This is a genomic window from Pseudomonas sp. PDM25 (assembly GCF_019219045.1).
Classification (GTDB): Bacteria; Pseudomonadota; Gammaproteobacteria; order Pseudomonadales; family Pseudomonadaceae; genus Aquipseudomonas.
On the sequence record NZ_JAHUWL010000008.1, the window covers coordinates 70,929 to 85,090 of the forward strand.

The 14,162-nt window shown below is 59.0% G+C and carries 13 protein-coding genes; 1 reads left to right on the forward strand and 12 read right to left on the reverse strand.

The features are described 5' to 3' along the window. Nucleotides 1-37: 37 nt before the first annotated feature. The 6 genes from KW848_RS16690 to KW848_RS16715 are packed head-to-tail and all read right to left on the reverse strand — an operon-like array spanning nt 38 to nt 5,674. Nucleotides 38-433 (reverse strand): type IV pilin protein, encoded by a 396-nt coding sequence (locus KW848_RS16690; RefSeq protein ID WP_008154912.1) that lies wholly within the window; start codon nt 431-433, stop codon nt 38-40. Between the two features lie 14 nt (nt 434-447). Further along, the gene (locus tag KW848_RS16695) at nt 448-3,567 is read right to left on the reverse strand and encodes a pilus assembly protein (protein ID WP_218537503.1); all 3,120 of its coding nucleotides are present in this window, start codon (nt 3,565-3,567) and stop codon (nt 448-450) included. After that, nucleotides 3,554-4,033, reverse strand: coding sequence for a PilX N-terminal domain-containing pilus assembly protein (locus tag KW848_RS16700; RefSeq protein ID WP_218537504.1), 480 nt, complete (start codon nt 4,031-4,033; stop codon nt 3,554-3,556). Before KW848_RS16700 ends, KW848_RS16695 begins: the two co-directional genes overlap by 14 nt. A gap of 11 nt (nt 4,034-4,044) precedes the next feature. Continuing rightward, entirely contained in the window at nt 4,045-4,758 is a 714-nt protein-coding gene (locus KW848_RS16705) for a PilW family protein (protein WP_218537505.1), read from the reverse strand. Further along, a complete protein-coding gene (gene pilV / locus KW848_RS16710; RefSeq protein ID WP_218537506.1) occupies nt 4,755-5,204 on the reverse strand; it encodes a type IV pilus modification protein PilV in 450 nt (149 codons plus the stop codon). Before pilV ends, KW848_RS16705 begins: the two co-directional genes overlap by 4 nt. Further along, nucleotides 5,201-5,674 (reverse strand): GspH/FimT family pseudopilin, encoded by a 474-nt coding sequence (locus tag KW848_RS16715; protein ID WP_008154923.1) that lies wholly within the window; start codon nt 5,672-5,674, stop codon nt 5,201-5,203. Before KW848_RS16715 ends, pilV begins: the two co-directional genes overlap by 4 nt. Nucleotides 5,675-5,805: 131 nt before the next feature. Here KW848_RS16715 and KW848_RS16720 point away from each other — a divergent pair, with 131 nt between their 5' ends. Further along, the gene (locus KW848_RS16720; protein ID WP_218537507.1) at nt 5,806-6,363 is read left to right on the forward strand and encodes a GspH/FimT family pseudopilin; all 558 of its coding nucleotides are present in this window, start codon (nt 5,806-5,808) and stop codon (nt 6,361-6,363) included. On the opposite strand, the gene ispH is transcribed toward KW848_RS16720, so the two are convergent. From ispH to murJ, 6 genes are all read right to left on the reverse strand, one after another. Beyond that, entirely contained in the window at nt 6,332-7,279 is a 948-nt protein-coding gene (ispH, locus tag KW848_RS16725; protein ID WP_007901894.1) for a 4-hydroxy-3-methylbut-2-enyl diphosphate reductase, read from the reverse strand. The two genes, KW848_RS16720 and ispH, sit on opposite strands and share 32 nt — an antisense overlap. Before the next feature lie 240 nt (nt 7,280-7,519). Continuing rightward, nucleotides 7,520-7,957 carry an FKBP-type peptidyl-prolyl cis-trans isomerase gene (gene fkpB / locus KW848_RS16730; RefSeq protein ID WP_177327872.1) on the reverse strand — a complete coding sequence of 146 codons (438 nt, stop codon included), beginning with the start codon at nt 7,955-7,957 and terminating at the stop codon, nt 7,520-7,522. Nucleotides 7,958-7,964: 7 nt separating this feature from the next. After that, the gene (gene lspA, locus KW848_RS16735; protein ID WP_008154929.1) at nt 7,965-8,477 is read right to left on the reverse strand and encodes a signal peptidase II; all 513 of its coding nucleotides are present in this window, start codon (nt 8,475-8,477) and stop codon (nt 7,965-7,967) included. Then, entirely contained in the window at nt 8,470-11,301 is a 2,832-nt protein-coding gene (gene ileS / locus KW848_RS16740; RefSeq protein ID WP_218537508.1) for an isoleucine--tRNA ligase, read from the reverse strand. The genes lspA and ileS overlap by 8 nt, the downstream gene beginning before the upstream one ends. Then, nucleotides 11,302-12,252, reverse strand: a complete 951-nt coding sequence (ribF, locus tag KW848_RS16745) for a bifunctional riboflavin kinase/FAD synthetase (RefSeq protein WP_111451098.1) — start codon at nt 12,250-12,252, stop codon at nt 11,302-11,304. A gap of 129 nt (nt 12,253-12,381) precedes the next feature. Further along, the gene (gene murJ, locus KW848_RS16750; protein WP_218537509.1) at nt 12,382-13,920 is read right to left on the reverse strand and encodes a murein biosynthesis integral membrane protein MurJ; all 1,539 of its coding nucleotides are present in this window, start codon (nt 13,918-13,920) and stop codon (nt 12,382-12,384) included. Nucleotides 13,921-14,162 lie beyond the last annotated feature (242 nt).

Consider the following 14,162-nt stretch of genomic DNA (forward strand, 5'->3'; position numbering starts at 1 on the left):
AAAAGACAGGGGCACAAAAGGCACCCAAAAAAAGAACTTAGCGCCCCCAGCAATCCTTGGTCGCGGCCGTCGCATTGACCATGCTTCTGACGCCAGTGTTGGTGATGGTGAAATCACCGCACTTGTCAGCTGCCATGGCCTTGCCAGGCTTGCGCACCGCCGTCAGCAGGAAGGTCTGATCGGTCAGGGTCGGGGTGATGGTGTAGAAGTCATTACCGGCGCTCAGGCCGGTGGCATTGGTGTAGACATTATTCTTCGAATAGAAGCGTTCAAGGATCTGTGCTTGTTCGGAGAGCAGGCCGGCGACTTCAGTGCGGCGGCCCTTGTTCACATACTCGGTGAGGCTCGGGTAGCCAATGGTGATGACGATCCCGATGATCGCAATCACGATCATGATTTCGATCAGGGTAAAACCTCGGTTGGATCTGCGCATGCCTCAACTCTCACTTACTGTATTTGTCGCCACATGATGCGACGGCTACCGCCGCTGCCGGGCTTTTCCACCAGGGAGCTGATGCCACCGCTGGAGTCGTTCATAATCTTGCGGGACGCATTGTTGACGATCGCGTTCAGCGTCGGAATACCACCGGTGAAAACCACCCCGCTGGAGATCGAATCCTTGATGTCGACCAACCCGTCGCCATTGCTGTCGAGCACCGCGTAATTGAGCATCTTACCGCTGAATGCATCCAGCTCGACCAGTTTGCCGGTGCCGAAACTGGCGCAAGGGTCGGTGGTGTCCACGCTGGCCGTGGTGAATACGATCCGGCCGGCCACCAGACTGGCCTGATTGATTACCCGCTCGCCGGTCAACACGTTGTTGTAAACCAATGGCAGATACCAGCCCTTCTCTGCCGGATAGGTCACGTCGTTCTGGCTGGTGGTGATGAATTGCCCACTGCTACCCGAGAACACGCCAGTCACCGCCTGCGCCTGCAAACTGGACGTTGTGATTTGCCCGGAGCCACCTTCCGCATCCCACACGGCATAGAACGCCTGGAGGTCTTTGTTGGTCTTGTCGGCAGTCTCGTTGAATTTACCGGTGCCGAAAAACACTTCCTTGCCGCCCAATGCGTGATCGGCCAGCAACGGTTGCGCGGTAATCGGCTGGGTCGCGCCACCTGCAGTGGTGAACAACGGCTTGCCGGAAAATGCCACGCCCCAGGTATCGGAGGCAGTGCCACTCAAATCGAACTTCCACAACCGCCCTTTCAGATCGCCCCCATAGGCGGCCTGCACCACATTTTGCGAGTCGACCCTGAGCTTCACCGACGACAGGCCGTTGGTGGTTTCTGTACTGTCGACCACGATTTTCTTGATCAGCGAGCCGTCGCGGATATCCACCACATACAGCGCTGCCACCCCGGAGTTGCTGCCATAACCGTTGGAGATGAATGCCGCCCAGCGACCATCGGCCAAGCGTGCCACTTCGGGATGTGCATAGGCATAACCCAGATCATTGAAAACGTTCGCCGTATTTGCTGTGGCCGGTGCACTGATCTCCCACAACGCGTTAGTCACGTTACCGGCCGACGCGTCGAACAGTTGCAGTGCATAAAAGGTTTTGCCGCCCGCCCCTGTTCCTCCAATCGCCAGGGTTTTCCAGGCGCTGCCGAGTTGGGCATCGAACACACCGACCTGACCGTCGACCAGATATTTGTGGCTCACACCATTGATGTAAGTGGGGTCAGCGATGTAGCGCAATGATGACAGCACACTGGAGGGCATATAGCCGTAGCGTCTGGCACCGTTGGTCGAGCTAATGACGTTTACAAAACCGTCGTTGGCGTTCACCACCAGGCTGGAGTTCATGTTGGCGGCTTTGGTGGCGAGGTAGGTGCTGTAAGTGGTATCACCCACCAGATCGGACGCGGTTTTGTTCGTGGGCGCGGCCAGCACGAGAGGCGAATTGATGATATCGCCGAGCAATACACTGCGCGTTCTCAACCCGGTTTTGTTGGTGCCCTTGCTCCACTCCACCAGATCGCTGCCGGTGATGCCAGTGGGCAGGCTCTGGCTGAGGAAGGACTGCTGGGCTGGGGAAAAATTGCTGTAGGCCAGGGTAACAACGGCGTTGGTCAGGGTATTCCAGGACTGGTAGGTCGGCGCGGTAGCACCGGGCACGATGGCAGTATCGGTCGTCCACAGTACCGCGGCCGTGTTCACCGCGCCCGTCGATGTGAAGCCAAAGGACTTAATGGTGCCGCGCCAGTCCTTGGGATCGTAGCTGGTCTGAAAGTAACTCGAACCGCTGGACAGCGTCGTGCCGCTGGCAACACCGCTGCCGCCGGAGCCGGCCTTGGAGGTGATATCGCTCAGGGCTGAAGACAGTGAGCTGTTGAGCTCGGCGCCGTCAGTCGCCTGGTAGTACTTGCCCTGCCCGTAGGTCGCGGCGTCCGCCAGCATTTGGTTTGCCGCGGCGAACCCCACGGTGTAGGTATTCATGTTCTGCCCGGGAAAATCCGGGGCGTCCCAGCTTTTACCCGCGGCATCGACTCCCGTGGAGCGCATGTCGATATCGAAGGCGAACTTGGCGATGTCATCCAGGTACAGGGTGTCGCCCTCGTCGTCGCCAAAGCGGTTGGCACCATCGTTACTGCTGATCCCGTCCCAGTTCGGTAAGCGGCTGCCACCCAGCGGATCGTCAGTCGGAAAGGTTTGGTCGTAGGTGGGCAGACCATCGGTGATCACCACCCCGTAATTTCTCTGGCAGCGATACTGAATCGGGCTGGTGTAGGTGGTGGGTGTCGAGTTGTTGTACGGCGCCATGCCACGGAAATAGCGGGTGATCTCGTAATAGGCTTCAGCCAGCGGCGTATTGGCCTGCGCGCTCAGTTCGTCGATTCCGGCGATCAATTCGTTGTAGTTGGTATCGGCCTGAGCCTGCGTCACGGTGCCGCTGACTGCCGACAAATCACTGATCGAGCGGGCGATGTAACCGCCGTCATTCTTATGGTTTCCGACCGCCAGGTTGAACGTCGTCAGACCGATACGCAGCGAGCGGTTGCCGGCCACCAACGCCTTGGAAACGTTGCGCGCCACATTCATCCGGTAATCATTGGGAATCGAGCCATCGGTGAAATCCCGGTCGGAATTGTTGGCAAGGCTTACCAGATACGACAAGTATTTCGCCGAATAGCGAGTGTCCTCACCCCCTACCGGATCGGGAAGCTTCAGGCAAAGCGAATCCAGACCGAAAAAGCTGTTGTTATAAAAACCGTACCAATCCTTCGAACATGTTCCTCGAGTCAAACTCGACAAGGAGATATTGCTGTCGGTCATATCAAGTTCCCGCCCTTTCAAGCACGAACCATTCGAGAGGCAAATAGTCACCTGAGTGCGCGTGATCGTCGGGTCGAAGTCTGCCGCCCAGATAATGCTGTTCATACTCCCCGAGTCATCGAGTAACAGCATCACATTGGGGGCCACGGCGGCGGCATTCAACAGCGGCGAATCCGAGGGCGTGAAGGCGTAAGTCGGCGCGGCCAGATAAAGGCTCAACGCCGCGCCGCAGAACCACTGCAACAACCAACGGCGCCAGCCTGTGCGAGCCTCAGTATTTCGCATAGATACTCTCCACCACACTGCGCGAGTTGCCCGCGATGCCGACGGCGGTCACCCGGTACAGCGTTGTCGAGGTGTTGCTCGGCACATTCACGGCGGTCAGGGTGGTGCCGATGTTTTGTACCCCGTAAAAACCGCTGCCGGAGGCGATCCAGGTCACCCCCGAGGTGGAATTGAAGCCAGCGCCGGTGATTGTCGACGACTCGGCCGGTGGCGCGCATTGGGTAGTGCCGCTGCAGACCGGCAACGAATAGGTATCCATTTGTACCGCGCTTTCACCTACGCGCAACGCCGATTCGGCGCCCTGGAACGACTGATTGCGCAAGGTCACGCTGGCGGCCATTTTTTCCTGCAGGGTGGCGTTTTGCATGGATGAAAGGCCGATCAGTGTCAGCAACAGAAGAAACACCAGGCTGACCAGCAGCGCCATGCCCCGCTGGGCGGGAGGGGTCACGGGAGAAATACTCATCGGCCCTCTCCTCATGGCAAGCGGTTGCGCAGCGCGGCAACCACGTTGAAGGTTTGATTGCCTACCCGGTTGTTCGGGTCGGTGAGGGTCAATGTCAGGCGAACACTACGGATGCGCGCCGGATCAGTGGGGTTGTTGCTGTAACTGGAGGCGGCCACATCAGTGGCGGAACTGGCGAGGCCGAAGCTTACGTTGAAGGCACTGACGTTGTTCACCAGCACCGCCTGAGCCGGCGTGCCGCTGCCGACACCCATGAGCAGTTGATTGTTGCTGAAGCTGTAGATCAAGCGCCGGATCGGAAACGCCAGCTCTCCCGACCCCGGAACCCGGACGCCGGTGTAGGCCGTTGCATTGTTCCGGCAATCGGAAACCACCGTCCAGGTCGGTACCCCGCCACTGCTGCCGACATCCGCTGTCACCAGGGTCAGTTTGAGGTTGGCGTTATCCCAATTGATGGGCGTTGTCTGGCTGGCATTGAAGTCACCCGCCGAGCTTGAATCGGTGACCGCCCCCAGACATCCGAACATCCCGACCATGCGAATTTCCTGAATCATCTTGCTCAGCACGAAACGCGCATCTTCCTGCATGGCGGCAGCGGTGTTCTGGCTGACATAAGTATTCTTGGCCGCGATGAAAATCTGCGCCACACCCAGGACCACGACCAGACTCAACGCCAGGGCGATCAGTAACTCGATCAGGCCGAAACCTCTGTTGGTCTGGTTCATGGCGTCGACACCGGATCAAGGGTGGCGCGACTGGTCAGGACGAAACTACGGCGTGAATTGGCAGTGTTGGCCGCCCGTGAGTCATCCCAGGTGATGGTGATGGTGTACACCCGCTGATTGAGCGCAACGCTTCCGGTGGCAGTGGCGCCGCCGAAATTGACAATGTTGGTGGTGAAGTCGTAGAGATCCTGATCCCGAGCGACGCTCAGGTTGCCCGAGGTCGGAGGCGTGACGGTGTAGTCGGCACCGGAGTTGGCGCGAATGCGGTCCATCATGTCGTAGGCGATAAAACTCGCCTGGCTGGTCATCCGCGCGCTGTCCGTGTACTTCAGCGCATTAAGCTGAATCGCTGCCGCCCCCAACAGCCCCACACTCAGAATCAACAACGCAACCAAGACTTCGATCAGCGTCATGCCCTCCTGTGCACGCTTGCTCCATCCCCTCATCCGCAGCTTCCACCCAATAGAATTCGTCCGTTCAAACACACATTCAGTGTCCTGCTTTCCGCCCCCCGTACGTAGCTGATCACCACCGCCGTGGACGGTGCCGACAACCCGCCAAGGTTGTTGAAATCGATGGCGGTCACTCCTGAGGTTAGCGTCAGAGTCGCGCCGCTGCTCATCGCTGGAACAACCCGCAATACATTGGCCGGATTGCCAGTACCGTCAAAGACCGTTAATTCTCCGCTCCAGACGCTGCCGCCGGCCGTCGGGCGCAGCCGGGTGGTGACACCACGATCGATTGCCTCCAGTCGGGCGAAATTGAGTCCGCGTTGCAGATCGCCGATTTCGGTGTCGGCCTTGGTGATTTGCACCGAACGGGTAAACGCCGGTACGACCAGCGTGATCAGGACCAGAAACACCGCGAGCGCGACCAGCAACTCGATCAGCGTGAAACCTTTTGTACGATGATCCATCGGTGCCCTCCGTTGCCGTCGGCTATACCTGCTTCTACACGCTAGAACATTCGACCGGCAGATGTTCGGTTGTTTTGCCATTACTCGCGCAGGGATCGCGCGGGCCGCAGCACTCCAGGGAGGGAGATGACATGCATCAGCGAGGTTTCAGCCTGATCGAACTGCTCATGGGACTGACAATTGTCGGGATTGTTCTGCTGTTGGTCAGTCCGGCGTTTGCTGCACTGACTGAATCGAACCATCGCGAGCAGATGGCAGAGTCGCTTATCAGCGGTATACGCAACGCCAGAACCGTTGCCATCACACGCAACCAGAGCGTCGTGATTCACGGCATCAACGGCGACTGGAGTCAGGGCTGGCGGATCATTCTGGATATCAGTGGCAAAGGAGCGGAGGACAACAGCAATCCGCTGCTGATTGAGCGCGCGAGTGGCACTGAGGTGCCGATTGTCGGCAATTGGCCGGTCAGGCGATACATACGCTTCAACAGTATCGGTGAGCCACAGATGCCCGGACGGGCCTTTCAAGCGGGGACACTGCACATTTGCGCCGCCCGCGAACCGGTCTCTCAGCTCCAGGTGGTGCTGGCCGCGACCGGTCGCGTCAGCCTGCGCAGCCATAAGGCTGAGCAGGCGCTGTGCCCGAGGGGCAAGAGCGTTAAAGCAGGGAGCGGACGCGCAACTCTTTAGGCATGGAGAAGGTAATGTTCTCCTCGCGACCGGCCAATTCATCGGCGCCAGTAGCGCCCCACGCCTGCAACTGCTGGATCACGCCACGCACCAGCACTTCCGGTGCGGAGGCGCCAGCGGTGATGCCGATTCGCTCGACACCGTCGAACCAGCTCTTTTGCAGGTCTTCGGCACCGTCGATCAGGTAGGCAGGGGTGGCCATGCGCTCAGCCAGTTCACGCAGGCGATTGGAGTTGGAGCTGTTCGGGCTGCCGACCACCAGAACCACGTCGCATTCATCGGCGAGTTGCTTGACCGCGTCCTGACGGTTTTGCGTGGCGTAGCAGATGTCATCCTTGCGTGGACCACCGATCGCCGGGAAGCGTGTACGCAGAGCGTCGATGACGCGGCTGGTATCGTCCATGGACAGGGTGGTCTGGGTCACGAACGCCAGTCTTTCAGGGTTGTTCACCTGCAATTCGGCGACGTCTTTCTCGTCTTCGACCAGATAGATCGCGCCACCATTGCTGCCATCGTACTGGCCCATGGTGCCTTCAACTTCCGGATGACCGGCGTGGCCGATGAGGATGCATTCACGGCCGTCGCGGCTGTAGCGGGCCACTTCGATGTGTACCTTGGTCACCAGCGGGCAAGTGGCGTCGAACACCTTCAGGCCACGACCGGCGGCTTCGGTGCGCACGGCCTGGGAAACACCGTGGGCACTGAAGATCACGATGACGTCGTCCGGCACCTGATCCAGTTCTTCGACGAAGATCGCCCCACGAGCACGCAGGTCTTCGACGACGAATTTATTGTGGACCACTTCGTGGCGCACATAGATCGGCGGCCCGAAGACTTCCAGGGCGCGGTTGACGATTTCGATTGCCCGGTCCACACCGGCGCAGAAGCCACGGGGGTTGGCGAGTTTGATTTGCATGCTGTGCCTCGTGTCTTGCGCGCAAGAAATAGCGAAAACAGTGAAAAACTTCTTACTGTGGGAGCGGGCTTGTGTGGCGAGGGGATTTATCCCCGTTCGATTGCGAAGCAATCGTAAACCAGGCCGCGTGTTCTTATTCAAGACCGCGGTGATTGGATTCAGGGGCGCTTCGCACCCCAACGGGGATAAATCCCCTCACCACAAAGGCTCGCTCCCACATTTTTGACCGTGTCCGGTCAGTTACAGCGATTTGACGTTGATGATCTCGACGTCAAAGGTCAATGTCTTGCCGGCCAGCGGGTGGTTGAAGTCGATGGTCACTTGCTCGTCATCGAATGTCTTCACTACACCAGGCAGCTCAGTATTGGCCGCATCGTTAAAGATCACCAGCAAGCCAGGCGACAGTTCCATGTCCTTGAACTGCGAGCGCGGGATGATCTGTACGTTCTGCGGGTTGGGTTGGCCAAAAGCGTTTTCCGGCTGAATTGTCAGCGTACGCTTGTCGCCAGCCTTGAAGCCGAACAGTGCTGCTTCGAACCCTGGCAACAAGTTGCCGTCACCGACCTTGAAGGTCGCCGGGGCTTTGTCGAAGGTGCTGTCGACCGTGTCGCCGTTCTCCAGGCGCAGTGCAAAGTGCAAGGTGACTTCCGTGTTCTGGCGGATGCGTTGCTCAGCCAATACCTGTTCAGTCATGAACGGCTTCTCCGGTTTTCTTACTTTTGAACATGTCTAGCGCAAGCATTACGGCACCGACAGAGATTGCACTGTCGGCAAAGTTGAACGCCGGAAAATACCAGCGGTTCTGCCAATGCACCAGAATGAAATCGATCACATGGCCCAGGGCGATACGGTCATACAGATTACCCAGCGCGCCACCCAGCACCAGCGCCAAAGCGACGGCCAGCCAGGTTTCGTTGCGCCCCAGACGTTTGAGCCACACGACCAGCACCGCACTGACCACGACCGCGATCAGGGCAAACAACCAGCGCTGCCAGCCGGAGCTGTCGGCCAGGAAGCTGAATGCCGCACCCGTGTTATAGGCCAGGGTCCAGCTGAACAAATCGGGGATCACCACGATTTGCTGGAACATCTCGAGCTTGCCTTCGAAGTAGAACTTGCTGGCCTGGTCGATGACCAGGACCAGCAAACTCAACCAGAGCCAGCTCAGCCGTCCGAAACGGCCAGCCGCATTAGGCATAGTGACGAACCTCGCCAGCGCCGCTGATGTTGTCGACGCAACGACCGCAGATTTCCGGATGCTCCGGGTTCACGCCGACGTCTTCACGGCAGTGCCAGCAACGGGCGCACTTGGCGTGACTCGACTTGACCACTTGCAGTTTCAAACCACTGACTTCGGTGACCACGGCATCGGCCGGCGCCTGAACGAACGGTGCAACGGTCGCGGTCGAGGTGATCAGTACGAAGCGCAGTTCGTTGCTCAGCTTGGCCAGGTCGGCGCTCAGCGCCTCTTCGGCGAACAGCGTCACTTCGGCTTGCAGGTTGCCACCGACGGCCTTGGCCGCGCGCTGGATTTCCATTTCCTTGTTGACCGCGACCTTCACCGCCATGATCCGCTCCCAGTAGGCGCGGTCCAGCTCGACGTTTTCCGGCAACTCGGTCAGGCCTTCGTACCAGGTATTGAGCATTACCGATTCGTTACGCTCGCCCGGCAGGTATTCCCACAGTTCGTCAGCGGTGAACGCCAGGATCGGCGCGATCCAGCGCACCAGCGCTTCGGAGATGTGGTACAGCGCGGTTTGCGCCGAACGGCGGGCCTTGCTGTTGGCGCCAGTGGTGTACTGACGGTCCTTGATGATGTCGAGGTAGAAACCGCCCAACTCCTGCACGCAGAAGTTGTGGATCTTGGAGTAGACGTTCCAGAAGCGGTATTCACCGTAGTGCTCTTGCAGCTCGCGTTGCAGCAGCAGGGTGCGGTCCACGGCCCAACGGTCCAGCGCCAGCATTTCTTCGGCCGGCAGGATGTCGGTGGCCGGGTTGAAACCGGTCAGGTTGGAGAGCAGGAAGCGCGCGGTGTTACGGATCCGCCGGTAAGCGTCCGCACTGCGCTGCAGGATCTGCTCGGAAACCGCCATTTCACCCGAGTAATCGGTGGAAGCCACCCACAGACGCATGATGTCGGCGCCCAGGGTGTCGTTGACCTTTTGCGGCGCGATCACGTTGCCCAAGGACTTGGACATCTTGCGGCCGGACTCGTCGACGGTGAAGCCATGAGTCAGCAGCTCGCGGTATGGCGCGTGGTTGTCGATGGCGCAACCGGTCAGCAACGACGAGTGGAACCAGCCACGGTGTTGGTCCGAACCTTCCAGGTACAGGTCGGCACGTGGACCGGTTTCGTGGCCCATCGGGTGCGAACCGCGCAGAACGTGCCAGTGCGTGGTGCCCGAATCGAACCAGACGTCCAGGGTGTCGCTGATCTTGTCGTACTGCGGCGCTTCGTCACCGAGCAACTCGGCGGCGTCCATCTTGAACCAGGCTTCGATGCCTTCGACTTCGACGCGCTTGGCGACTTCTTCCATCAGCTCGGCGGTACGTGGGTGCAGCTCGCCGCTTTCCTTGTTCAGGAAGAACGGGATCGGCACGCCCCAGTTGCGCTGACGGGAGATGCACCAGTCCGGACGGTTGGCGATCATCGAGTGCAGGCGCGCCTGGCCCCAGGCCGGGACGAACTTGGTCTCTTCGATGGCTTTGATCGCCCGCTTGCGCAGGGTGTCGCCGGTCACAGGTTCTTTGTCCATGCCGATGAACCACTGCGCTGTGGCGCGGTAGATTAGCGGGGTCTTGTGACGCCAGCAGTGCATGTAGCTGTGTTCGATGATGCTGGTGTGCAGCAGCGCACCGACTTCGGTCAATTTGTCGACGATGGCCGGGTTGGCCTTCCAGATGAACTGGCCGCCGAAGAATTCCAGCGACGGTACGTAAACGCCGTTGCTTTGAACCGGGTTGATGATGTCATCGTTGACCATGCCGTACTTCTTGCAGGTCACGAAGTCGTCTACGCCGTAGGCCGGCGAAGAGTGAACCACGCCGGTGCCAGCGCCCAGTTCGACGTAGTCGGCCAGGTAAACCGGCGACAGACGATCGTAGAACGGGTGACGGAAGTTGATCAGCTCCAGCGCTTTACCGGTGGTGGTCGCGATGACCGAGCCTTCCAGGTTGTAACGGGCCAGGCACGATTCGACCAGCTCTTCAGCCAGCACCAGCAGTTTGTCGCCGACATCGACCAGGGCGTAGTTGAATTCCGGGTGAACGTTCAACGCCTGGTTGGCCGGGATGGTCCACGGGGTGGTGGTCCAGATCACGATAGAAGCAGGTTTACCCAGCGACGGCAGACCGAAAGCGGCAGCCAGTTTGGCTTCGTCGGCAATCGGGAACGCCACGTCGATGGTCGAGGACTTTTTGTTCTCGTACTCGACTTCTGCTTCAGCCAGGGCCGAACCGCAATCGAAGCACCAGTTCACAGGCTTCAGGCCCTTGAACACGAAACCGCCCTTGACGATTTCAGCCAAGGCACGGATTTCACCGGCCTCGTTTTTGAAGTCCATGGTCTTGTACGGGTTGGCAAAGTCGCCCAACACGCCCAGACGGATGAATTCGGACTTCTGGCCTTCGATCTGCTCGGTGGCGTAGGCACGGCACAGTTCGCGGGTCTTGTCCGCGCCCAGGTTTTTACCGTGGGTCACTTCGACTTTGTGCTCGATCGGCAGACCGTGGCAGTCCCAGCCCGGAACATAAGGCGCGTCGAAACCCGACAGGGTTTTCGAGCGGATGATCATGTCCTTGAGAATCTTGTTCAGCGCATGACCGATGTGAATCGTGCCGTTGGCGTACGGAGGACCGTCGTGAAGTACGAACTTCGGACGATCCTTGCCAATCTCGCGCAACTTACCGTACAGGCCAATGCTGTCCCAGCGCTGCAGAATCTGCGGTTCGCGCTGAGGCAGGCCGGCCTTCATTGGGAAGGCGGTGTCCGGAAGGTTTAGCGTGGCTTTATAGTCGGTCATTTAAGGCTCTTCATTAGCGATTGGCGCTAGGTGCGACAGGGCACGGGCGGCGGCAACATCCGCATTGATCGCCGTCTTAAGCGCCTCCAGAGAGGCGAAACGCTGCTCTTCACGCAGCTTGTGGTGGAAAACCACCGTCAAACGCCGGTCATACAGATCGCCGGCAAAATCTAAAAGATGCACTTCGAGGTGGGCTTTGCCATCACCTTGAACGGTTGGCCGCACGCCAATGTTGGCGACGCCTGGCCAGGTCTTGCCGTCGATGTCGACGTTGACCAGGTAAACCCCGGTCAGCGGCACGCGACGACGCTTGAGTTGTATGTTGGCCGTCGGCGTACCCAACTGGCGCGCCAGCTTCTGGCCATGCAGGACCCGTCCGGCAATCCGGAACGGACGACCGAGCAGTCGCTCGGCCAAGGCAAAATCGGCAGCCGCCAGAGCATTGCGGACCTGGGTGCTGCTGACGCGAATACCGTCCAGCTCGACCGTCTGCGCCGCTTCGACGGTAAAGTCCTGAAGGACGCCAGCCTGTTGCAGGAAATCGAAATCCCCTACCCGGTCACAGCCAAAACGGAAATCGTCGCCGACCTCAAGATGTTGCACACCGAGGCCGTCCACCAGAATGGTATCGACGAATTCGGCGGCGCTGAGCTTGCTCAGGCGCTGGTTGAAGGCCAGGCACAGGACCCGGTCGACACCTTCTTCGGCCAGCAGCTGCAGTTTGTCCCGCAGCCGGGCCAGACGGGCCGGAGCCGTGTCCGGCGCGAAGAACTCTCGCGGCTGCGGCTCAAAAATCACCACGCAGCTGGGCACGCCCAACTCGAGCGCACGCTCACGGAGCCTCGCCAGGATAGCCTGGTGGCCACGGTGAACACCGTCAAAGTTGCCAATAGTGGCGACACAGCCCCGATGCTGGGGGCGCAGGTTGTGGAGGCCTCGAACCAGCTGCATAACGCGCTTCTTGCTCATAAAGTGGTCGATTATAACCACACCCGGCGGCCGACGACAGGCAACACCGTAACCCAAAGTGATCGAGCCGACAAAACTGTCGATTCGCCCGTGTTTATCGAGGTCGTGACCTCAGCTCAGCGCCTTGCGATTGAAGTCTCGCAAACGGAAGCCCATCAACAGCAACATGCCGAAATAAGCCGCCACACCGGCAACGACCAATGCGCCCAGACGCAGGAACCTCTCCAGCATATGCCCCTGATCCCAGGCTGGCATGAAATGCATTCCAAGCAGCAATACAGCAGACATCACCAACACGGCTATCACCAGCTTGAAGCCGAACTTCGCCCAACCCGGTTGCGGCTCATACATCTGCTGCTTGCGCAGCTGATAGAACAGCAGGCCGGCGTTAATGCACGCGCCGATGCTGATGGCCAGCGCCAGACCGGCGTGGGCCAGCGGACCGATCAACACCAGGTTGAACAACTGGGTAACGATCAGGGTAAAAATCGCGATTTTTACCGGTGTGCGGATGTTTTGTTGCGCATAAAAGCCCGGCGCCAGCACTTTGATCACAATAATCCCGAGCAAACCGACCGAATAAGCGATCAGCGCCCGCTGGGTCATGGTGGCGTCAAACGCGCTGAACTGGCCGTACTGGAACAAAGAAACCGTCAACGGCTCGGCGAGAATCCCCAGTGCCAGGGAGCAAGGCAACACCAACATGAAGCACAGGCGCAGACCCCAATCGAGGATCCGTGAATATTCCTCGCGATCCTTGCTGGCGTAAGTCTTGGCCAGGGTGGGCAGGAGAATCGTGCCCAGTGCCACGCCCAGAACACCGGACGGTAACTCCATCAAACGGTCGGCGTAGTACATCCAGGACACGGAACCGGCGACCAGGAACGAAGCGAAAATGGTGTTGATGATCAGCGAAATCTGGCTCACGGACACACCAAGAATCGCCGGCAGCATTTGTTTCATGACCCGCCAGACGCCGCTGTCACGCAGGTTCAGGCGTGGCAACACCAGCAGGCCGAGCTTTTTCAGGTGCGGCAGCTGATAGAGCAATTGCGCCAGACCACCCACCAGTACTGCCCAGCCCAGCGCCATGACCGGTGGATCGAAGTACGGCGTCAGAAACACCGAAAAGATGATCATGCTGACGTTGAGCAGCGTCGGCACAAAGGCCGGCACCGAGAAGCGGTTATAGGTATTGAGGATTGCCCCGGCCAATGAAGACAGGGAGATCAGCAATATATAAGGGAAGGTCACGCGCAACAGGCTGGCGGTCAGCTCGAATTTTTCCGGCGTATCGGTGAAACCCGGCGCGGTCGCCCAGATGACCCACGGCGCAGCGATCATGCCCAAGGCGGTGACCAACGCCAGCACCAGCGTCAGCAGGCCCGAGACGTAGGCAATGAAGGTTCGCGTCGCCTCCTCGCCCTTCTGGCTTTTATATTCCGCAAGAATCGGCACGAATGCCTGGGAAAAAGCCCCCTCGGCGAAGATCCGTCGCAGCAGATTGGGCAATTTGAAGGCGATAAAGAAGGCGTCGGTCGCCATCCCGGCGCCAAATGTGCGTGCAATGAGAGTGTCACGAACGAACCCCAGAATCCGGGAAAGCATCGTGATAGAGCTGACGGCGGCTAACGATTTGAGCAGATTCATTGAAAGAGTTTGTGCCTGTCGATAAACAGCAGGCGAACAAAGCGCCTACTTATGCGATACTCCGCGCCGCAGCAGCACAGAGCCAAAGCTCGCGAGTTTACAGGTCAAGCGCCGGAAATAAATATCCCGCCTCTTTATACCTACCACTTAGCGGAACGTCTCAACCGCCCTTGACAAGACATCAACTCATCGGCATGATTCGCGGCCTATTTTGTTTGCTATTTCCTAAAAAGTCTTTCGAG